This is a genomic window from Nocardioides panacihumi (assembly GCF_039530925.1).
Classification (GTDB): domain Bacteria; phylum Actinomycetota; class Actinomycetes; order Propionibacteriales; family Nocardioidaceae; genus Nocardioides; species Nocardioides panacihumi.
On the sequence record NZ_BAAAPB010000004.1, the window covers coordinates 481,159 to 501,399 of the forward strand.

18 protein-coding genes are annotated in these 20,241 nt (G+C 70.0%); 10 read left to right on the forward strand and 8 right to left on the reverse strand.

Annotation, left to right across the window (positions count from 1 at the left end; translation table 11 throughout):
• Nucleotides 1-24: 24 nt before the first annotated feature.
• The 4 genes from ABD205_RS18430 to ABD205_RS18445 are packed head-to-tail and all read right to left on the reverse strand — an operon-like array spanning nt 25 to nt 3,068.
• Nucleotides 25-702: an NADPH-dependent F420 reductase gene (locus ABD205_RS18430; protein ID WP_344047353.1), complete on the reverse strand. Its 678-nt coding sequence runs from the start codon at nt 700-702 to the stop codon at nt 25-27.
• 38 nt (nt 703-740) lie between these two features.
• Nucleotides 741-923, reverse strand: a complete 183-nt coding sequence (locus ABD205_RS18435) for a hypothetical protein (RefSeq protein ID WP_344047355.1) — start codon at nt 921-923, stop codon at nt 741-743.
• Nucleotides 924-933: 10 nt separating this feature from the next.
• Nucleotides 934-1,836 (reverse strand): crotonase/enoyl-CoA hydratase family protein, encoded by a 903-nt coding sequence (locus ABD205_RS18440; RefSeq protein WP_344047356.1) that lies wholly within the window; start codon nt 1,834-1,836, stop codon nt 934-936.
• A complete protein-coding gene (locus ABD205_RS18445; protein WP_344047357.1) occupies nt 1,833-3,068 on the reverse strand; it encodes an LCP family protein in 1,236 nt (411 codons plus the stop codon). Before ABD205_RS18445 ends, ABD205_RS18440 begins: the two co-directional genes overlap by 4 nt.
• A gap of 125 nt (nt 3,069-3,193) precedes the next feature.
• Here ABD205_RS18445 and ABD205_RS18450 point away from each other — a divergent pair, with 125 nt between their 5' ends.
• The 8 genes from ABD205_RS18450 (at nt 3,194) to ABD205_RS18485 (ending at nt 14,775) form a co-directional block, all read left to right on the forward strand.
• Entirely contained in the window at nt 3,194-4,693 is a 1,500-nt protein-coding gene (locus tag ABD205_RS18450; protein WP_344047359.1) for an LCP family protein, read from the forward strand.
• A gap of 25 nt (nt 4,694-4,718) precedes the next feature.
• Complete coding sequence (locus ABD205_RS18455) at nt 4,719-5,681, forward strand: glycosyltransferase family 2 protein (protein WP_344047360.1); 963 nt, start codon at nt 4,719-4,721, stop codon at nt 5,679-5,681.
• Nucleotides 5,678-6,598 (forward strand): glycosyltransferase family 2 protein, encoded by a 921-nt coding sequence (locus ABD205_RS18460; RefSeq protein WP_344047361.1) that lies wholly within the window; start codon nt 5,678-5,680, stop codon nt 6,596-6,598. The genes ABD205_RS18455 and ABD205_RS18460 overlap by 4 nt, the downstream gene beginning before the upstream one ends.
• A gap of 6 nt (nt 6,599-6,604) precedes the next feature.
• On the forward strand, nt 6,605-7,786 hold the full coding sequence (gene glf, locus ABD205_RS18465) for a UDP-galactopyranose mutase (RefSeq protein ID WP_344047363.1): 1,182 nt from the start codon (nt 6,605-6,607) through the stop codon (nt 7,784-7,786).
• Nucleotides 7,783-9,822 (forward strand): glycosyltransferase, encoded by a 2,040-nt coding sequence (locus tag ABD205_RS18470; protein ID WP_344047365.1) that lies wholly within the window; start codon nt 7,783-7,785, stop codon nt 9,820-9,822. The genes glf and ABD205_RS18470 overlap by 4 nt, the downstream gene beginning before the upstream one ends.
• Nucleotides 9,815-10,723 carry an ABC transporter permease gene (locus ABD205_RS18475; protein WP_344047366.1) on the forward strand — a complete coding sequence of 303 codons (909 nt, stop codon included), beginning with the start codon at nt 9,815-9,817 and terminating at the stop codon, nt 10,721-10,723. The genes ABD205_RS18470 and ABD205_RS18475 overlap by 8 nt, the downstream gene beginning before the upstream one ends.
• A complete protein-coding gene (locus ABD205_RS18480) occupies nt 10,723-11,508 on the forward strand; it encodes an ABC transporter ATP-binding protein (protein ID WP_344047367.1) in 786 nt (261 codons plus the stop codon). The genes ABD205_RS18475 and ABD205_RS18480 overlap by 1 nt, the downstream gene beginning before the upstream one ends.
• A 225-nt stretch (nt 11,509-11,733) precedes the next feature.
• Entirely contained in the window at nt 11,734-14,775 is a 3,042-nt protein-coding gene (locus ABD205_RS18485; protein WP_344047368.1) for an FG-GAP-like repeat-containing protein, read from the forward strand.
• A 7-nt stretch (nt 14,776-14,782) separates the two neighbouring features.
• Here ABD205_RS18485 and ABD205_RS18490 read toward each other — a convergent pair whose 3' ends face one another.
• The gene (locus ABD205_RS18490; RefSeq protein ID WP_344047370.1) at nt 14,783-15,541 is read right to left on the reverse strand and encodes a TIGR03089 family protein; all 759 of its coding nucleotides are present in this window, start codon (nt 15,539-15,541) and stop codon (nt 14,783-14,785) included.
• Between the two features lie 51 nt (nt 15,542-15,592).
• On the opposite strand from ABD205_RS18490, the gene ABD205_RS18495 reads away from it, so the two are divergent.
• Nucleotides 15,593-16,693 carry a mannose-1-phosphate guanylyltransferase gene (locus ABD205_RS18495; RefSeq protein ID WP_344047372.1) on the forward strand — a complete coding sequence of 367 codons (1,101 nt, stop codon included), beginning with the start codon at nt 15,593-15,595 and terminating at the stop codon, nt 16,691-16,693.
• 165 nt (nt 16,694-16,858) lie between these two features.
• On the opposite strand, the gene ABD205_RS18500 is transcribed toward ABD205_RS18495, so the two are convergent.
• From ABD205_RS18500 to cofD, 3 genes are read right to left on the reverse strand one after another with little or no spacing between them, the layout of a single operon-like run.
• Nucleotides 16,859-17,620, reverse strand: coding sequence for a DUF3105 domain-containing protein (locus ABD205_RS18500; RefSeq protein WP_344047374.1), 762 nt, complete (start codon nt 17,618-17,620; stop codon nt 16,859-16,861).
• 49 nt (nt 17,621-17,669) lie between these two features.
• The gene (locus ABD205_RS18505) at nt 17,670-18,638 is read right to left on the reverse strand and encodes a coenzyme F420-0:L-glutamate ligase (protein WP_344047376.1); all 969 of its coding nucleotides are present in this window, start codon (nt 18,636-18,638) and stop codon (nt 17,670-17,672) included.
• A complete protein-coding gene (gene cofD, locus ABD205_RS18510; protein ID WP_344047378.1) occupies nt 18,635-19,663 on the reverse strand; it encodes a 2-phospho-L-lactate transferase in 1,029 nt (342 codons plus the stop codon). Before cofD ends, ABD205_RS18505 begins: the two co-directional genes overlap by 4 nt.
• A 225-nt stretch (nt 19,664-19,888) precedes the next feature.
• Here cofD and ABD205_RS18515 point away from each other — a divergent pair, with 225 nt between their 5' ends.
• Nucleotides 19,889-20,143 carry a WhiB family transcriptional regulator gene (locus tag ABD205_RS18515; protein WP_344047379.1) on the forward strand — a complete coding sequence of 85 codons (255 nt, stop codon included), beginning with the start codon at nt 19,889-19,891 and terminating at the stop codon, nt 20,141-20,143.
• Nucleotides 20,144-20,241 lie beyond the last annotated feature (98 nt).

A 20,241-nucleotide genomic window follows, 5' to 3' on the forward strand; every position in this document is an offset into this window, starting at 1 on the left:
GGGTCGGACGTCCTGGCCCGGCTGTCACATGTCGGCGTACCGCTTCGCCTGTGCGAGCCGTTCGGCGAGGTGCTCGGCGCTCGCCGGGTGAGCGGGTCCGCCGCCGTCGCCGTACGGCCCGACGTACGCCGGCTCGTCCCGCTGGAAGCGCCAGCCCTCGGCGAGGGGGCCGGCGTCGTACGCGTCGTAGCCGAGGCTGTCGAACAGCCGGACCACGGTCTCCTTCGCCTCGGCGTCGTCGCCGGCGATCGGCAGCCAGGTGCGCTCGTCGGACCCGGACGGCCGGCCGAGTGCCGCCAGGTGCTCGAAGTAGATGTTGTTGAAGCCCTTCACGACGTGGGACTCGCGCAGGTGCTGCTGGAGCAGCTCCGAGGTGGTGGTCTCCTCGCGGTCGAGCTCGGCGATCTGCCCGTCGCGCTGCGGGTAGTAGTTGTTGGTGTCGATCACGACCTTGCCGGCGAGCGGTCCGGCGGGCACCTGGCCGTAGTTCTTCAGCGGGATGGTGACGACGACCACGTCGCCGGCCGCGGCGGCGTCCTCGGCCGTGGCCGCCCGGACGTTCGGGCCCAGGCCGGCGACGAGGTCGGCCAGCGTCTCCGGCCCGCGACTGTTGCTGATCACGACGTCGTGACCGGCGTCGGCGGCGAGACGCGCCACGGTGCTGCCGATGTGTCCTGCTCCGATGATCCCGATCGTTGTCATGCCCTGTGCAACCCGGTCGGGTCGGCGATCCATTCCGGCTAGGACAGCTCCTCGTCCTCGTCGTCGGGGTCGACCAGCTCCTCGCGCCGCTCGGAGTCGAGGAAGGTCTCGCGTTCGTCGGTCTCCTCGGCCTCCAGCGTCTCCACCGCGTCACCCTCCCAGATGCCGTCGGCGGGGTCGACGGTCGTCTCCGGCTCGAACTCCTCAGGCTGGCTGGTCATGCAGTCGAAACTACTCGCTCCGCGAGGACCTGGCCGGAAAGATTCGAGGCAGGTCGGATGCCCGACCGGTGAACGCCGGCGCTCTCTTCTCGAGGAACGCGGCCACACCCTCCTTGCCGTCGGCGATCGAGGTGTGGAACATCGCCAGCGAGTCGGACAGGTGCGCCTCGAGCGGGTCGGCGGCGGCGCTGTTGCGGTAGAGCAGCTGCTTGGCCAGCCCGAGCGCCACCGGGGAGCGACCGACGACGAACGACCGCGCCAGCTCCTGCGCCGCGGGCAGCAGGTCGTCGGGCTCGTGCAGCGAGCGGACCAGCCGGCCGTCGTACGCCTGCTGCGCGGTGAGGATGTCGGCGGAGTAGATCCACTCGAGCGCCTGCTGCATCCCGACGATCCGGGGCAGGAACCAGGTCGAGCAGGCCTCCGGCACGATGCCGAGGCGACCGAAGACGAAGCCGATGCGGGCGGTGGTGGACGCCAGCCTCAGGTCCATCGCCAGGGTCATGGTCGCGCCGATCCCGACGGCCGGGCCGTTGATCGCGGCGATCACCGGCTTGGGCAGCGCGTGGATGGCGAGGGTGACGCGGCCGCCGGTGTCGCGTACGCCGTCGGCGTACGCCGGGTCGTCCCACCCGCTGGCGCAGTGCTCCCGGATCGACTCCGGTGTCGGCTGCTGCGTCTCGTCCAGGCCGAAGACGTTGCCTTCCCGCGACAGGTCCATGCCCGCGCAGAACGCGCGTCCGGCCCCCGTCACCACGACCGCTCGCACGTCGTCGGAGCGGGCGTCCGTGAGGAAGAACCGCTCGAGCTCGCGCGCCATCGTCACGTCGAAGGCGTTGAGCGCCTCCGGGCGGTCGAGGGTCAGCGTCGCGATGCCGTCCGCGTCGACCTCGACCATGAGGGTCTCGTACGTCATCCGGTGACCGACTTGGGCAGCCCCGACGGCGTGCACAGGCTCTTCGGGATGTCGCCGGTCTTGTCCGCTGTGACGTAGCCGAACATCCGCTTGGCGCGGGTCTGGTCCCAGTGGATGTACATGTCGGAGATCGGTACGCCGCAGGTCAGTGCGGAGCCGTTCGACACGGACTTGAACGCCCACGCGAACTTGGCGATGTCGATCGTGCCCATGTCCTTGCCGACGGCGATGCCCGACGCGGCGGACTTGAGCCCGTTGAGCTTGAACGGGTTGAGCAGCGTGCCGGGCGTCGCGACCTTCTTGCCGATCTGGCCGATGACCTCCGACTGGGCCTCCCCGCGGCCGAGGTCGCCGAGCTTCTGCGCGTGCCGGGAGCGGGCGTAGGCGAGCGCCTTGACGCCGTCAGCCGGCTGGCAGCCCTTCTTCACGTGCAGGTTGGCGAGCGGGTCGTTCATGTTCGTCGTGGGGCAGATCGTGATGCCGCCGACGCCGTCGACGAGGTTGACCAGCCCGCCCATGCCGATCTCGACGTAGCCGTCGATGCGGATGCCGGTGTCCTGCTCGATCGTCTTCACCAGGAGCTTCGGCCCGCCGTACGCGAAGGCCGCGTTGATCTTCGTGCTGCCGTGACCGGGGATCGGGACGTAGGAGTCGCGCGGGATGGTCATCAGGAGGTTGGGCCCGCTGCCGGTGTGGAGCAGCTTGATGGTGTCGGTGCGCTGCCCCACGTCGTTGCCGGTGTGGAGCTTCTTGCGCTGGGCGGCCGACAGGCCCTTGCGGGAGTCGCTGGCCACGATGAGGTACGTGGTGCCGGGCTGGTCGGCCGGTCGCGCACCGTTCGGCTCCCAGGCGACCCGCGTCATGGCGTTCGGGAAGGACAGGCCGACCCAGACGATGCTGACGATCCATGCCAGGAGGAGCACGTAGACGATGCGGCGGACGGTCTTGAAGCTCGGGCGGCGACCGCCACCGCCGCCGGTGCGGCTCTCCCCGGGAGGGGGTGCCAGTGGGGGAGCGGTCGGCGGCTGGGCTGCCCGCTGGTCGTAGGTGCGGCGGACCTGGGTGGGGGCCGGCTGGGCCGCAGCGGGCTGGGCGGTCCGACCCTGGGAGCGCGGCTGCACGGGCATCGCCCGGGTCGCTTCCGCCTTCTCGGGGTTGCCCGACCGTCCGCGCGCTCCGTAGAGCCAGTCGAAGTCGGGGCCCTCGCCAGGGTTGCCGGGTCGTTCTGCCATGGCGACGAAGGTACCGGGCATGTCCCAGAGTGCCACGGTCGCGGGCGCGGGCGCGTGTCGCTCCTGCCTGTGAACGATGTGACTGGTGATACTGACGAGGCCACCGTTTGAGCAGAGAGTCCCCGATGTCTGAGCCCGTCGCGTCCACCCGAACCAGCTGCGCCGAGCGCGCGGCGCGCGTCCGTTACCGGCGTGCCGTCGCCCTGCTCGTCATGACGCTGGTCCTGCCGGGCTCCGCCCAGCTGGTCGCCGGCAACGCCCGCGTCGGCCGGATCGCGCTCCGCACGTGGGCCGGGCTGCTCCTGCTCGCCGCCGGCACGCTGGTCACCAGCGTGCTCGACCACGAGCGTGCCATCCGGACCTTCGCCGACCCGTCGGTCCTCGAGATGCTGCGGCTGGGGCTGATGGCGCTCGCCGTCGCCTGGGCCGCACTCCTCGTGGACGCCTGGCGGATCGGCCAGCCGCTCTCCCTGTCGATCAGCCACCGGCGCATGCTGCTCGGGGTCAACGGCGGCATGTGCCTCGTCGTCGCGGGTGTGCTGCTCTTCGGGTCGCACACGGTCGGCGTGATGCGCAGCACGGTGCTTGCGACGTTCGCGGGCAACGAGGTCGTCGGGGCGCACGACGGGCGCTTCAACGTGCTGCTGATCGGCGGCGACAGCGACGGCGGCAAGACCCGCTGGGGACTGCGGACCGACTCGATGACGATCGCCTCGATCGACGCCCGGACCGGCAAGACGGTCCTCGTCGGCCTGCCCCGCAACATGTCGAACTTCCCGTTCCTCAAGGGGTCGGTGCTGGCCAAGCAGTTCCCGCACGGCTACGACTGCGACGGCTGCTACCTGAACTCGCTGAGCACCTGGGCCGGCGACCACCCGCAGCTCTTCGCGGGCTACGACGACCCGGGCATCGAGGCCACCATCGAGGGCATCGAGGGGATCACCGGTCTCGACATCAACTACTGGGCGATGGTCAACCTGTCCGGCTTCCAGGGCCTGGTCGACGCCGTCGGCGGCGTGACGCTCAACGTGCGCGAGGCGATCCCCGTGGGCATCCCGGGCGACAAGTTCTACACGCACCTCAAGCCGGGCGTGCGCAAGCTCAACGGCTGGGAGACCCTCTGGTACGCCCGTGCCCGGCACGACTCCGACGACTACTCGCGGATGGCGCGTCAGAAGTGCGTCATGAGCGCGATGCTCGCGCAGGTGAGCCCCCAGACCGTGCTGGCGCACTTCGACCAGATCGCCAAGGCGGGCTCGGCCATGGTCTCCACGAGCATCCCGGCGAGCGAGGTCGGCACGTTCGTGAACCTGGCCCTGAAGGCCAAGAGCCAGAAGATCGTGTCCGTCTCGCTGGTCCCGCCCGCGATCGTCACCGCCCACCCCGACATCCCCAAGGTCCGCCAGATGATCGCGACCGCGATCGACCGTGCCGAGGGCAAGCGGACCGCGAAGGCAGCGGCACCGAAGAAGGCGTCGTCGGCACCGGCCTCCGGCGGCTCAGCATCCGGTGGCCCGTCCGCGGGCCAGCGGCCGCAGCCCCAGGTCGTCACCGGCGGCTCGATCGGCTCCCTCAAGACCGGGTACGCAGCCAACCAGTCCGACGACCTCGCCTCGGCCTGCTGACGTCCGCCCCTCTAGGGTGGCCCGCGTGACAGACCAGGGCGACCGACCGCGGATCCTCGCTGTCGTCGTCACCTACAACAGGCTCGCCCTGCTGCAACGTCTCCTCGAGCGTCTCGACACCGTCGCCGGTGTCGACGAGGTGCTCGTCGTCGACAACGCCTCGACCGACGGCACGTCGGAGTGGCTGGCATCGCTGGAACCGGGCGCCGAGGGCGCAGACGGTCACCCCGAGCGTCGCGTCGTCGCCCGCACCCTGGCCCGCAACACCGGTGGAGCGGGTGGCTTCGCCGAAGGTGTGGCCTGGGCCGTCGAGCGGGGCGCCGACCTGGTCTGGCTGATGGACGACGACGGCGTGCCCGCCGCGGACTGCCTCGCCCGCCTCCTCGCGGTTCCCGACCACGACTTCTGGGGGCCTGTCGTGGTCGACGAGGCCGACCCGAGGCGACTGGTCTTCCCGATCCGGCTTCCCGGCGGCACCCGGGTGGTCCACGACGTCGAGGCCGTGGAGAGCGCGGCCCGGCGCGCCGGACCCGACGGACTCGTCGAGGGCATCGTCATCCCGTTCAACGGTGTCCTGGTGACCCGCGAGCTGGTCGAGCGGATCGGGGTGCCGCGCGCGGACTTCTTCATCTGGGGCGACGACCACGAGTACCGGCTCCGGGCGGAGGCGGCCGGCGCGCGCATCGCGACGGTGGCCGCGGCACGGTTCCTGCACCCGTCGGTGGGCAGCCTCGGCACGCCGATGATGTTCGGCCGCACGACGTACAACAACAGCCCGAGCGACCTGAAGCACTACTGCATGGCCCGCAACAACCTGGTCAACCAGCGCGACTACAACGGGTGGCCCCACGCCCTCGCGTTCGTCGCGAAGACGGTGTGGTTCTACACGTTCACGCGGCCGTCAGCCCGTCGCCTGCGCCTCAGCGCGCGGGCGATGTACGCCGGCCTGCGGGGTGACTTCACGGGGCACGAGAGGTTCCTGACGTGAGCGACCACCTGACGCGCGGCGGCGAGACGGTCGCCATCGTCGTCGTCACCTACAACCGGGCCGACCTGCTGGTGAACCTCCTCGACGGGCTCGCCGGCCTCCAGCGGCCGGCGGACGCCGTGATCGTCGTCGACAACGCGAGCACCGACCACACCGCCGGCGTCCTGGCCGAGTGCTCGCTCCCCGGCCTGCGGGTGGTCACCACTTCGGAGAACCTCGGGGGAGCGGGCGGCTTCCGCGCAGGGATGAAGGCCGCGTACGACGGCGGCTTCGACCGCATCTGGCTGATGGACGACGACGTCGTGCCCGCGCCCGACTGCCTCACCGTGCTGCTCGCCACCGACGAGGACTGCGTGATGTCCGTGCGCGAGAACACGGACGGCGGCCTCATCGAGCTCGCGGCGACGCGCTTCGACCTGCGCAACCCGCTGGCGATCAAGCCGAAGACCGCGAGCGTGATGAGCACCTACCCCGATCGCGCGAGCATGCCGGAGCGGGTCGAGCTCGAGAACGTCGCGTTCGAGGGTTTCATGGTTCGCCGACGCGTGGTCGAGACCATCGGGCTGCCGGACGCCTCGTTCTTCATCTTCTACGACGACGTCGACTACGCCCTGCGCGCCCGCCGCGCGGGCTGGCGGATCTGGGCGATCCGCGACGCGCGGCTGGTGCGGCAGCTCGACTTCAGCCAGCAGCACGACCTGAGCAGCTGGAAGGGGTTCTACATGTACCGCAACCTCTTCGTCGTCCACCTGCGCTACGGAGACAACGCGCTCGTGCGTGCCAAGCCGTGGGCGATCGCCGTGGTGGTCACGCTCGTCGCCCTGCTGCGCGGGCGTCGCGGCGAGGCGCGCAATGTGATCCGCGCCCTACGGTCGGCGCGGGGAATGCGGAGCCTTCCCCAGACCTCCGTAGACTGACCGACCGTGTCAACCGAACTCCCTGATCTCCTCGTCGTCGGCTCCGGATTCTTCGGCCTCACCATCGCCGAGCGAGTCGCCTCCGAGCTCGACAAGAAGGTGCTCATCCTCGAGCGCCGGCCCCACCTCGGCGGCAACGCGTACAGCGAGCGCGAGCCCGAGACGGGCATCGAGGTGCACAAGTACGGCGCCCACCTGTTCCACACCAGCAACGAGCGGGTGTGGGAGTACGTCAACCGGTTCACGACGTTCACGAGCTACCAGCACCGGGTGTTCGGCAAGTACGACGGCCAGGTCTACTCCCTGCCGATGAACCTCAACCTCATCAACGTCTTCTTCGGCAAGAGCCACACGCCCGACGAGGCGCGGGCGCTGATCGCCGAGCAGTCCAGCGAGATCCGCACCGAGGACGCGCAGAACCTCGAGGAGAAGGCGATCTCGCTCATCGGGCGCCCGCTCTACGAGGCGTTCATCAAGGGCTACACCGCCAAGCAGTGGCAGACGGACCCGAAGGAGCTGAGCCCGGACATCATCACGAGGCTCCCGGTCCGCTACAACTTCGACAACCGCTACTTCAACGACGTCCACGAGGGCCTGCCGACCGACGGCTACACCGCGTGGCTGGAGCGGATGGCCGACCACCCCAACATCGAGGTCCGCGTCGGGTGTGACTTCTTCGACGTCGCCTCGGAGTACAAGGGCAAGGTGCCGATCGTCTACACCGGACCGGTCGACGAGTACTTCGGCAACAGCGAGGGTCGCCTCTCGTGGCGCACCGTCGACCTCGAGGCCGAGGTCGTCGACGTGGACGACTTCCAGGGCTGCTCGGTCATGAACTACAACGACCCGGACGTCGCGTGGACGCGGATCCACGAGTTCAAGCACTTCCACCCCGAGCGCACCTACCTGCCGGGGAAGACCGTGATCGTGCACGAGTACAGCCGCGCCGCCGACGAGGACGACGAGCCGTACTACCCGATCAACACCGCGGAGGACCGCGCCAAGCTGCTGCGCTACCGCGAGCTCGCCAAGGAGGAGCCGATGGTGCTCTTCGGCGGGCGGCTGGGCACCTATCAGTATCTCGACATGCACATGGCCATCGGCTCAGCGCTCTCGATGTACGACAACAAGATCAAGCCACACTTCACCGACGGCGCGCCGTTCGCGTCGGGAGGGATCGCCGAATGACCGCCGTCACCACCGCGACCGAGGCGGTCGACGCCGCCACCGTGACCCGGCTCCTGCAACGCCAGATCATGCCGGTGGAGCGCGAGCTCGACGCGATCGCGCTCTACGTCGACCTCGAAGAGGCCAAGCTCGACGCGAGCAAGTACGAGATCGGCGGCAACAAGTCCGCCAAGGACCTCAACAACGCCGCGATCCGGCAGTCGACGTCGACCGGCCGCACGGTCCACCCCGACCAGATCGTCTCCCGTACGGCGTTCCGCGTGCCGGCGGGGGAGAAGGTCTCCTTCGGCAGCTACTTCAACGCCTTCCCGGCGAGCTACTGGCGCCGTTGGACCGTCGTGACCGACGTGACGCTGACGCTCACGATCTCCGGCGAGGGCACCAGTGTCGTCATCAACAAGTCGACCGCCGACGGGCGCTCGCAGAAGGTCGACGCCGCGACCGTCGAGGGTGACACCTCGACGCTGACCTTCGACCTGTCCCTCAAGCCGTTCGTCGACGGCGGCTGGTACTGGTACGACGTCGTCGCCGGCTCGTCCGACGCCGTCGTCGAGTCCGCCGAGTGGACGGCCGAGGTGCCGGCCGAGCGGGCCGACCACGGCACCGTCGACGTGGCGATCACGACGATGAACCGCCCCGACTTCTGCGCCAAGCTGCTCCAGCAGTTCGGCACGGAGGAGCTGCTGCCCTACCTCGACACCGTCTTCGTGATGGAGCAGGGCACCGAGAAGGTCGCCGACAGCGAGTTCTTCGCGGACGCCGAGAAGTCGCTGCAGGGCCGGCTGCGCCTGATCGAGCAGGGCAACCTGGGCGGCTCCGGCGGCTACGCCCGAGGACAGCTGGAGTCGGTGCGCAAGGGCACCTCGACGTACACGCTCTTGATGGACGACGACGTCGTGTGCGAGCCGGAGGGCGTGATCCGCGCGGTCACCTTCGGTGACCTCTGCCGCCGCCCCACCCTCGTCGGCGGGCACATGTTCAGCCTGTACGCGAAGAGCCGGCTGCACAGCTTCGGCGAGATCGTCCAGCCGTGGCGGTTCTGGTGGCAGACCCCGCTCGACGGCTACAGCGACTGGGACCTGGCCGCCCGCAACATCCGCTCGTCGCGGTGGCTGCACAAGCGCGTCGACGTCGACTTCAACGGCTGGTTCATGTGCCTCATCCCGCGTGAGGTCATCGCCGAGATCGGCCTGTCGCTTCCGCTGTTCATCAAGTGGGACGACTCGGAGTACGGGCTGCGTGCCAAGGAGGCCGGATACCCGACCGTCACGTTCCCCGGGGCCGCCGTGTGGCACGTCCCGTGGGGCGACAAGAACGACGCCGTCGACTGGCAGGCGTACTTCCACCTCCGCAACCGGTTCGTCGCGGCGCTCCTGCACTCGCCCTACCCCAAGGGCGGCCGGATGCTGCGGGAGAGCCTCAACCACCAGATCGCGCACCTGGTCTCGATGCAGTACTCCACCGCCGAGCTGCGCCTGATGGCCCTCGAGGACGTCCTCGCCGGCCCGGAGGCGCTGCACGGGATGCTCGCGACCAAGCTCGGCGAGGTCAACGCCTTCCGCAAGCAGTTCAGCGACGCCCAGCTGCACGCCGACCGCGAGGACTTCCCGCCGGTGCGGCGCACCAAGCCCCCGCGCAAGGGCAAGGACATCGTCGAGGTGCCCGGCCGGCTCGCCTCGTTGATCAGCGCGGGTGTCGCGCCGCTTCGTCACGCGGTCAAGCAGCCCCGCGAGCTGTCGCGCGAGTTCCCCGAGGCCGAGATCCGCGCGATGGACGCCAAGTGGTGGAAGCTGGCGTCGTACGACTCCGCCGTGGTCTCGATGAACGACGGGTCGTCGACCGCGCTCTACCGGCGCGACCTCCCCGCGTTCCGCGACCTGATGAAGCGGACGATCGCCATTCACGAGCGTTACCGGCGCGAGTGGCCGGCTTTGGCGCAGCGCTACCGTGCTGCGCTGAGCGAGATCACCGCGCCGGAAGCATGGGAGGAGACTTTCCGGCCGTGGACCGAGGGATCGGGGGACAACGATGACTGACGCACCTGTCGAAGCGCGGCCGCGCACGGTCCGGCACGTCGAGGGCGACCTCATCCCGCCCTCGTCCAACCAGGGCCTGCTGGAGGTCTTCCGCCGGCACTACCTCCTGAACCTGCTCGTGAGGCGGGAGCTCGCGGCCCGGTACGAGGGCTCGTTCCTGGGCTTCGTCTGGTCCTACATCAACCCGCTCAGCCAGTTCTTCATCTACTGGTTCGTCATGGGCAAGCTGATGGGCGCCCACCAGAACATCCCGAACTACCCGATCCACATCTTCTCGGCGCTGATCGTGGTCCACTTCTTCACCGAGACCTTCGGGGCCGGCACGCGCTCGATCGTGCGCAACAAGGCGCTGCTGACCAAGCAGGCGATGCCACGGGAGATGTTCCCCGTGTCCGCGATGCTCGTCTCGCTCGTGCACGTCGGGCCACAGCTCGTCATCCTGATCGTGTTCGCCATCGGGAGCGGCTGGGCGCCGGACCCCGTCGGGGTGGCGGCGATGTTCGAGTCGCTGTTCATCGCGATGGTGCTCGGGACTGCGCTGGCGCTGCTGTTCAGCGTCGCCAACGTGTTCTTCCGTGACTTCGGTAGCTTCGTCGGCATCGCCACGAACTACGTCCGCTGGGGCGTGCCGATGGTCTACTCCTACGAGATGGTCTCCAACAGCCTCAGCCACTGGGCGACGGTCCTCTACCTGTCGGACCCGATCGCGACCGGCGTGCTGCTGATCCAGCGTGCGTTCTGGGTGGGGACCGTGGACGACCCGAAGCATCCCTCGGTGACGGCGATGCCCGACCACCTGCTCCTCATCGGGCTGGGGGTGCTCGTCGCGAGCGCCGTCCTGCTCGTCATCGCGCAGCTGGTGTTCAACAAGTTCGAGAAGAAGATCCCGGAGCGGCTCTGATGGCGGCTGATACTGCGATCCTGGTGGACGAGGCCACCAAGGTCTTCACCCTGCGATACCACAAGACGTTCAAGCAGATGACGGTCGCGATGATGCGCGGCCAGGACCTCACGAACACGTTCACGGCGGTCGACAACGTCAGCCTCGAGATCAAGCAGGGCGAGTCCGTCGGCCTGATGGGTCTCAACGGCTCCGGCAAGTCGACGCTGCTCAAGCTGATCAACGGCACGATGCGCCCCGACAAGGGCACCGTGCTCACGCGGGGCCGCATCGCCGGCCTGATCGCGACAGGTGCCGGGTTCCACCCGCAGCTGTCCGGGCGGGAGAACATCTACCTCAACGCCGCCATCATGGGGATGAGCGAGAAGGAGACGGCCCGCCGCTACGACGAGATCGTCGACTTCGCGGACATCGGCAAGTTCCTCGAGGCCCCGGTCGGCACGTACTCGAGCGGTATGTACGCGCGGCTGGGCTTCTCGGTCGCCGTCCACGTCGACTCGGACATCTTCCTGGCCGACGAGGTCCTGGCCGTCGGCGACAAGCCCTTCAAGAAGAAGTGCCTGGACAAGATGGAGGAGATCCGGCAGAGCGGGGTCACCATCGTCTACGTCAGCCACGCGGCCGGATCGGTCGCGCGCATGTGCGAGCGCGTCATCGTGCTGGAGCAGGGCAAGCTGGGCTTCGACGGCGAGGCCATGGACGGCATCCGCTACGTCAAGTACGACGACGACCTGCCGGTCGATGCGCTCTCGGCCGGCGACGGCGAGCTCGGCGCCGACATCTGAGCGACTCCGACCTCCGGTCGACATCGGCCCGTTCTCCCCTCGGGGAGGGCGGGCCGTCGGCATTTCCCGAACTACGCCGATGTAATTTTACTATAATCTCAAGAACACCGGCGTGTCGAGTAGAAATTACACGATTGTAGTTACTCGGAATCGCTTCCCAAGCGGTGTGACTGATGTGAAAGTTGAGCCCTCGTGTGACTCTTCCCCGCACACCTGGAGCCCTGAATGCACCCGCAGAAGTCGCGTTTCGTCGCCCTGTGCCAGCAGACGCTGGTGCTCGGTGCCGTGTTCGCCGCCCTTGTCCCGGCCGCGAACGTCGTCAGCCTCGACGTCGTTCGTGAGCAGCCGGCGCCCAGCACCATCCCGGCGACGACCGCCGTCGACAGCGAGCACGTCGCGATGGCGGCGTACGCCGCCGTGGCCGACCAGGCCACTCCGGTGGCCACCGGTCGGGCGAGCGCGACGCTGCACGAGTTCCCGCTGACCGCGGCCGCCGGCGTGACCGGTGCCGTCGCGCGTACGACGGCGGGCTCTGTGCACGCCGTCGCCGCCGTGGCGCGGACGGGTTCGACCGGCCTCCACGCGACGACGATCGCCGACACCACGACCGACACCACGACGATCACCAGCGAGCCGCAGGACGTCAGCGGCTACGGCACGGTCGGGGTCACCTGGGAGCACGGCCAGGACATCGGCGAGGGTGACATCAGCTTCACGCTCCGCACGCAGACCGACGGCGAGTGGAGCGACTGGCAGAAGCTCGACTACCACGACGAGCACGGCCCGGACGCCGGCACCGTCGAGGCGCGCAACGAGCGTCCCGGCACCGACGAGGCGCTCGTCGGCCACGTCGACCAGGTGCAGGTGCGCGCCGAGGTGAAGTCCGAGGACGTGCCGGCAGACATGAAGCTCGCCGTCATCGACCCGGGCAAGGTCAACGCCACCAAGGCCGAGACGCCGGACATCGACACCAGCAAGCTCCCGGTCATCCCCGACGCGGCTCCCGACGGCTCCGGTGACCTGGTGGACGGACGCACGGCGGTTCCGGCCGACCCGTCGAGCGACGTGCCTGTCGTGCCGGCCGACCCGGCCGCGAGCTCCGCCGCCACGACCGCCGACACGACGGGGGACACGACCGGCGACACGACCGGGGACACCGAGGGCGGGCTGACCCTGGCGGCCTCGCCGATCGTCGCGACGAAGCCCTACATCTACAGCCGCGCGCAGTGGGGCGCGAACGAGAAGATCCGCGAGCAGACGGCTCCGTCCTACGGCACCGTGCACGGCGGCTTCGTGCACCACACGGTCAACGCCAACGACTACACCGCCGCTGAGGTCCCCGCGATCATCCGGAGCATCTACACGTACCACGTCAAGAGCCGCGGCTGGCGCGACATCGGCTACAACTTCCTCGTCGACCGGTTCGGCCGGATCTGGGAGGGACGGTACGGCGGCGTCGACCGCAACGTCATCGGCGCCCACACCGAGAACTACAACCAGGACTCCTTCGGCGCCTCGGCGATCGGCAACTTCGACATCGCCGCCCCGCCGCAGCCCGTCGTCGGCGCGTTCGGTGCGCTGTTCGGATGGAAGCTCGCCATCAACGGGGTCTCCGCCGCGGCTCGCAACGTGAAGATCGGCAACCGGGTCTTCGCCTACTCGATCATGGGCCACCGCGACACCAAGTCGACGGCGTGCCCGGGCCGCTACCTCTATGCACGCATCCCCGACATCCGGACGATCGCCGCCGCGGCCCAGCGCCCGCTGTCCTACGCCAAGCGCAACACGAGCCTGGCCGGCACCGCGCACCCCGACATCATCGCCCGGCGCACGAGCGACAAGCGCGGCGTCATCATCCCGACGACGGGCTTCAGCGGCTTCACGGGCCGCACCAGCCTCACGGTCAAGGCGAGCAACACGCCCGTCCTCTCGCCCGACCTGACCGGTGACGGCCGCGCCGACCTGATGCTCGTGACGCGCAGCGGCAAGTCGGTGGTCCGGCCCGGCAACGGTGCCGGCGGCTTCGGCAAGGGCATCGCCCCGTCGACGCAGCAGGCGGGCCGGGACCTGATCACGGCCCTGGGCGACGTGAACGGCGACAGGCGCAACGACCTGCTCTCCCGCGACCCGAGCACCGGCAAGGTCGTGATCTGGCTCGGTCGAGGCAACGGCACGTTCGCCAAGCAGGGCCTCAAGGCCAGCTTCAAGGGCTACAACCTCGTCACCGCGGGCGACGTCGACGGTGACCACAGGGTCGACCTGCTCGCCCGCGACACGCACGGCATCCTCTGGCTCCTCCGTGGCAAGGGCAACGGCGGCTTCCCGAGCCGGCGCGCGCTCGGCACCGGCTGGCAGGCGTACGACGCCATCGTCGCGGGCGACTTCACCAAGGACGGCGTCGCCGACCTGATGGTGCGCGTCGCCGGGAGCAAGCTCGGCTACGTCCGCCCCAACCTCGGCGCCGGCGTCTTCGGCGCCCCGATCGGGCCGTACAACGCACTGCGCACCGTCGGCCGCGTGCTCGACGCCGCGAACGTGATGGGCGACTCCACGCCCGACGTCCTCGCCGCGACCGGCTCCCGCCTGGACGTCCTGCAGCGCGGCTCGGGCACCGACCTCGGTGTCCCGGTCGTCACGAACCTCGACCTGACGGCGGCCAACCTGGTGCTCAACGTCGGTGACTGGAACCGCGACGGGCACGGCGACGTGGTCTACCGCGAGACCTCCGGAGCGCTGTACCTGACGCTCGGCAACGGTGCCGGCTCGTTCAACGGTCGCTACTCGCTCGGCACCGGCTGGGGCACGGTCACGATGCTGGCCGCGGCGGGCGACATGAACGGCGACGGGGCGATGGACCTGATCGGGCTGCAGGGCGGCTCCATGAAGCTGTGGGCCGGCAACGGCGCCACCGGCCTGGGCGCCACGACGGTGATGTACGGCGCCGTCCCCGGGCAGGCCCAGACCGGCGCCGGCGCCTGGGACGCGAACGCGACCAACGACGTCCTCGTCCGCAACGGCAACGCGCTCCAGCTCTACCCGGGCAACGGGCCGGCCGGACTGTCGGCGCCGCGGACCATCGCGGTGGACCTGGCGCCGTACGACTGGGTGATCGGCGTGGGCGCACTCGACATCACCGGCCACCCCGACCTGATCGCACGCAACCGCTCGAACGGTGCGCTCTACGCGCTCCAGGGCAACGCCGACGGCAGCCTCCAGGCGCCCAAGCTGCTCGGGAGCGGGTTCGGAGGTTACGACCTGGCCGGCTGAGCCGGTCTCAGGAGTCCTCGGCCCCCACGCGTGGGAAGCGGTCCGTGACCTGCTCGGCGACAGCGATCGCCTCGAGTCGGTCGGGACCGGCGTGGACGACCAGGACGACCGAGCCGCCCGTTGCGAGCGGCCCGGTGACGGAGGAGAGCCCCGGTGGGGAAGCCGGGTTCACCTCCGAGAGGAGGCGGTCGCCGCCGAGGGACCCGAGAGGGATCCCGGCGGCGGCCGCCTCCCACAGCTCGTCCTGGGTCTGCCGGACCGTGCCCAGGGCGACGGCAGGGTCCTCGCCGGCGGGCGCGTCCCACGGCACGAACGAGTCGGGCTGGGACCAGATCTCGATCCCGACGTCGTGCACGTCGGGCGGCAGCGGTTCCGCGAACCGGACGCCGAACGGCAGCAGCGAGCAGGCGAGGACCGGCCTCTCCGCGGCGTACGACGACCACGCGGCCAGCCCGTCGGGGCCCGTCACCACGGCGTCCGGCCGCCCGCCGTCGGCCGGCTCGTCGGTCACGACGAGCCCCGTGCTCCACGCCGCGCCGAGGAAGACGACCGTCAGCCAGTGGGCAGGCAGGTCGATCCGGAGGGTGTCGCCGCGCTCGAGCCCGAGCTCGTCGACGAGCAGCGATCCCGCCTTGGCGACCCAGTTGGCGTAGGTCGCGACCGACAGCTCGGTCCGCTCGCCGGTCGCCTCGTCGTAGAACGTGACGAGCGGACGGCCGGGATCGTGGCGCAGCAGGCGGGTGAGCACCTCGGTGAAGACGGTCACGGCCCGACCATACGGGCCGGGCCGCGCCGGGCCATCGCCTACCCTGTGCCTGTGATCGGCAAGCTCAACATCGACAACTTCTGGGCCGTCATCCCGGCCGGCGGCGCAGGCACTCGCCTGTGGCCGCTGTCGCGCTCGACGACCCCCAAGTTCCTGCGGGACCTCACCGGAAGCGGCCGCTCCCTGCTGCAGGAGACGCACGACCGCCTCGTCCCGCTGGTGGGCGATCGCTTCCTGGTCGTCACGGGCGCCGCACACGAGGAGGCTGTCCTCGAGCAGCTCCCGGGACTGGTCGGTGGGGGAGTGCTCGCCGAGCCGAACCCGCGCGACTCGATGGCCGCCATCGGCCTCGCCGCCGCGGTGCTCGAGCTGCGCGACCCCGATGCGGTGATGGGCTCCTTCGCGGCCGATCACGTGATCACGCGCGCCAAGAAGTTCACCGAGGCGGTGCACACCGCGGCCGCCGTGGCCCGTGAGGGCTGGCTGGTGACGATCGGCGTCCAGCCGACGTTCGCCTCCTCCGCCTACGGCTACGTCCACGAGGCAGGTCCCCTGGAGGGCCACCCGGGCGTCGGTGTGGTCGACAGCTTCGTGGAGAAGCCGGCGGCCGACGTCGCGCAGGGCTACCTCGCGTCCGGTGGCTACCGGTGGAACGCCGGCATGTTCGTCGTGCGGCCGACGGTGCTGCTCGACCTGCTGGCGACCTGGCACCCGCAGTTCGCGGAGCGACTGCGTGAGATCGCTGCCAAGCCCGAGTCCATCGCGGACGTCTGGCCGACCCTGCCGAAGATCGCCCTGGACAACGCCGTCGCCGAGCCCGCGGCCGCCGTCGGGCGGGTCGCCGTCGTGCCGGCCGAGTTCGGCTGGGACGACGTGGGGGACTTCGACTCGCTCGCCACGCTGCTCGACGCCGCGCTCACGGTCGACAACGAGGGCCCGACGGTGCTCGGCGACCACCATCTGGTGAAGGCGATCGAGAGCAGCGGCCTGGTGGTGCCCAACAGCGGCCGCGTGATCGCGGTCGTCGGGGTCGAGGACATCGTCGTGGTCGACACCCCCGACGCCGTACTCGTCACCACCCGCGAGCGGGCCCAGCAGGTCAAGCAGCTCGTCGCCGGCCTGCAGAAGGACGGCGCCGTCGACCTCACCTGACGCCCGCCGAGACGTCAATCCGTCGGGTCCGAGACGTCAATCCGTCGGGTCCGAGAGGTCAATCCGTCGGGTCCGAGACGTCAATCCAAAATGGCCGAGAGGCCAATCCGTTCATTCGACACGGACGGATTGACCTCTCGGACCCGACGGATTGACGTCTCGGCGTCACATGGCGGCGGGCTCGGGGGAGTCCGTGTAGGGGTACTTCGTCATGAAGTCCTTCAGGGCCGCGCCCGACACGGTGCTGCAGTACTGGAAGACGCCGACCTGCTTGGACGTGTCGGTCTGGCCGTTGCCGCCCGCGGACCAGTGCGAGATCGCGATGTGCTTGCCCGCGGGGAACTTCTTGCCGCCCTCGTCCGTCGGCAGCCACGGCACGATCTTCAGCTTGTAACGGAAGTTCGAGGCCCCGGGGAACTTGTTGCCGATCGCGCGCAGCTGCGCGATCTCCTTGCTGTCCTTGTTGGCCGTCTCGTCGTACCAGACGATCGTGTAGCCGTGCTCGAGGTTGTGCACCAGCGCCTCGAGCTCCGGACGCTCGCTCCACGCGTAGAACTTCTTCTCCATCGCGACCGGCGCGACGCCCGCCTCGTTCCAGTGGGCGCCGAACGCCGGGGGAGCGGTCGTGTAGTCCACCGGAGTGCCCGTCGGCACGTGCTGCTGGTTGCCGTCGGCGGGCTTGGTGGTGATCTTGGTGCACGCGGACGCCGGTGCGCCCACCTGGGCGAGGTCGACGCCGTTGAACTGGCGCTCGTCCCACCAGTCCTTGATCGGTCGGAAGGCGGCGGCCCCCACGATCAGGATGGCGATGGCGGCGCAGACACCGACGATCGCGAAGCCACGGCGGCTCTCGGCGCCCTTCTGCTTCTTGCGGATGTCGTCGATGACAGCCCGACGGTCGTTCTGGGCGGCGGTCTTCTTGGCCACGATCTCGGCGTTCCTCGGTGCAGGTCGGGTAGTGCAGGTCGCGCAGAGTCTACGGAGTCGGCGGGCACATGAGTGAAAGACCGTCCGATCGGGCGCTCAGCACCCACCCGAAAGCGAAGGCCAGAGCCCGCAGTGCCGCGTCGTCGCCGGCCGGGACGAGCAGCCCGTCGCCGTCGGGTCGCGGCGCGACGCCCGTCACCTCGGCGACCGCCTCGGCCAGCTCCTCGCGACTCGCCGGAGCGCCGAACGGCGCGCGGTCCACGGGTCGCCCGGCAAGAGCGCGTACGACGGCCTCGCGGGCGCCGTACCCGAACAGGTCGGCCCCCTCGGGTCGCACGAGCGTCGCCGCGCCCGGGCCGTGCTCGCCCACCGGGAGCACGAGGTCCGCGCGCCCCCGGATGACTGCGAACGGGCGACTGCTCAGCTTGCCCTGAGCCAGCTCGGCCGTCGAGGCGATCTCGTCGGCGACGGCCGGAGCGGTCACCAACAGGGGATTGCCGTGGGCGTCGGTCCGACCCGCGAACGACTGCAGGACGGTCAGCCCGGCGGCGCCGATCGCGATGTCGGTCTGGCCGTCGCGCCAGGCCCGGCCGGCCGTGTCGGTGACCACGACGCCGACGTTCGCGCCGGTGTGCTCGTGGAGTGCGACCCGGATCCGGCGGGCCGAGGCGTCGGGGTCCTCGGGGAGCAGCAGCACGGTCCCGGCGGCGACGTTGGAGGCGTCGATGCCGGCGGCGGCCATCGTCAGGCCCAGCAGGTTGCGCACGATCGTGGTCGGGCCGCGCCGGGCGACCACCCGCTGCGTCTGGCCGGGCAGCTCGGCGTCCCGCGTCGAGCTGCGAGCCCGGCCCTCGGCCTTGCTGACGACCTTGCTGGTGACCGCCACGACGTCGCCGTCACGCAGGCGACGGCCGGTGTCGGCCGAGTCGGTCGCGCCGAGTGCATCGAGGAGTGCCGTCGCGACGTCGTCGCCCACGCCGATCTCGCCGACGCCGTCCGGCGCCCAGACGGTGATCACGGCGCCGGCTCGCCGTCGGCGACGAGGCCGATCGCGGCGGCCGCCATCGCGGCGGTCGCGTCGCGGTCGCTCATCCACAGCGGCACCGCGATGGCGGGCAGCCCTGCCTCGGCCAGGCGCGCCACGGCCTCGGTGTCGTCGGCGTCGACGAGCCAGCCGTCGAGCACGCCTCCGGAGGAGCGCGCCCCGTAGTGGAGGCCCACGCCGGCCGCGCTGACCTCGACGCCGATGGAGGTGAGCATCTGCTCGGCCATGCCGCGGACGTGGTGGCCCCCGATGATCGGCGAGATGCCGACGACGCGGGCCCGCGTCGAGGAGACGGCGTCGCGCACGCCCGGGACGCCCAGGATCGTCCCCACCGACACCACGGGGTTGGACGGCGGCAGGATCACCAGGTCAGCCCCGGTGATCGCGTCGACGACCCCGGGGGCCGGGGTCGAGTCCTCGAGCCCGACGAAGACCAGCAGCTCGGCGGGGACGGCCGCCCGGAGCCGGACCCAGTACTCCTGGAAGTGGACGACGCGTCGCCCGCTGGGTGCGTCCGGATCGGCGATCGCGACGTGGGTCTCGACCCGGTCGTCGGTCATCGGGAGCAGGCGGACGCCGGCGCCGTACCGCGGGTAGAGCCAGCGTCGGCAGAGGGCGTGCGTCACCTCGGAGAGCGGGTAGCCGGCGTCGAGCATCTGCGTCCGCACGAGGTGGGTCGCGACGTCGCGGTCGCCCAGGTTGAACCACGTCGGCTCCACGCCGTACGCCCGCAGCTCCTCCATCACGCTCCACGTCTCGTCGGCGTGGCCCCACCCTCGCTCGAGGTCGATGCCACCCCCGAGCGTGTACATCACGGTGTCGAGGTCGGGGCAGACCTTGAGCCCGTGGGCCCACAGGTCGTCGGCCGTGTTCGCGACCACGGTGACCTCGGCGTCGGGGTCGATCCCGGGTAGCGTGCCGGCGGCGATACCGTGCAGCAGTCCCTCGAGGAACCGCGCGCCGCCCACGCCGCCGGACAGGACGGTGATGTTGCGCATGACCGTCATCGTTCCCTATGTGCTGTAGCACGAGTGCAAGAGGCCCGCGACCTTGGTCCCCGTAGCAGATGACGGGCTTGACTTGTCGGTACGACAGGCATGTAATTCCCACAGTGTTGTTTTTCCTTGATCCGGCGAGTCGCACACCGATGAGTGGGTCACCAAGGGGTCAGGGAATGAAGTTCCGACACAGGGTCGACAACACAGGGTCGAAAGGGCGATGACGTGAGAGAGCTATTTCTCCTCGAGCCGGACGCCGAAGAGGGGGGCTGGCAGGAGCGCGCACTGTGCGCGCAGACCGACCCGGAAGCGTTCTTCCCCGAGAAGGGCGGATCCACCCGCGAGGCGAAGAAGGTCTGCCAGACCTGCGAGGTGCGCGACAGCTGCCTCGAGTCCGCGTTGATGAACGATGAGCGCTTCGGCATCTGGGGCGGTCTCTCCGAGAGGGAGCGCCGAAAGCTCAAAAAGCGCGCCGTCTGACTGGCTTCAGCACGCCCCTGGCTGCGTTGTCGGCCCTCGTCGGCCGGCTCCGCCCAGAAGGCCGCCTTCGGGCCTCCGCCTTGCCAGCGACGCACTGA

Coding starts and splice junctions, on each gene's coding strand:
- ABD205_RS18475 (WP_344047366.1), top strand. CDS start 9,815: ATGACTGACGCACCTGTCGAAGCGCGGCCGCGCACGGTCCGGCACGTC.
- ABD205_RS18470 (WP_344047365.1), top strand. CDS start 7,783: ATGACCGCCGTCACCACCGCGACCGAGGCGGTCGACGCCGCCACCGTG.
- ABD205_RS18450 (WP_344047359.1), top strand. CDS start 3,194: ATGTCTGAGCCCGTCGCGTCCACCCGAACCAGCTGCGCCGAGCGCGCG.
- ABD205_RS18430 (WP_344047353.1), bottom strand. CDS start 702: ATGACAACGATCGGGATCATCGGAGCAGGACACATCGGCAGCACCGTG.
- ABD205_RS18445 (WP_344047357.1), bottom strand. CDS start 3,068: ATGGCAGAACGACCCGGCAACCCTGGCGAGGGCCCCGACTTCGACTGG.
- ABD205_RS18435 (WP_344047355.1), bottom strand. CDS start 923: ATGACCAGCCAGCCTGAGGAGTTCGAGCCGGAGACGACCGTCGACCCC.
- ABD205_RS18440 (WP_344047356.1), bottom strand. CDS start 1,836: ATGACGTACGAGACCCTCATGGTCGAGGTCGACGCGGACGGCATCGCG.
- ABD205_RS18480 (WP_344047367.1), top strand. CDS start 10,723: ATGGCGGCTGATACTGCGATCCTGGTGGACGAGGCCACCAAGGTCTTC.
- ABD205_RS18485 (WP_344047368.1), top strand. CDS start 11,734: ATGCACCCGCAGAAGTCGCGTTTCGTCGCCCTGTGCCAGCAGACGCTG.
- cofD (WP_344047378.1), bottom strand. CDS start 19,663: ATGCGCAACATCACCGTCCTGTCCGGCGGCGTGGGCGGCGCGCGGTTC.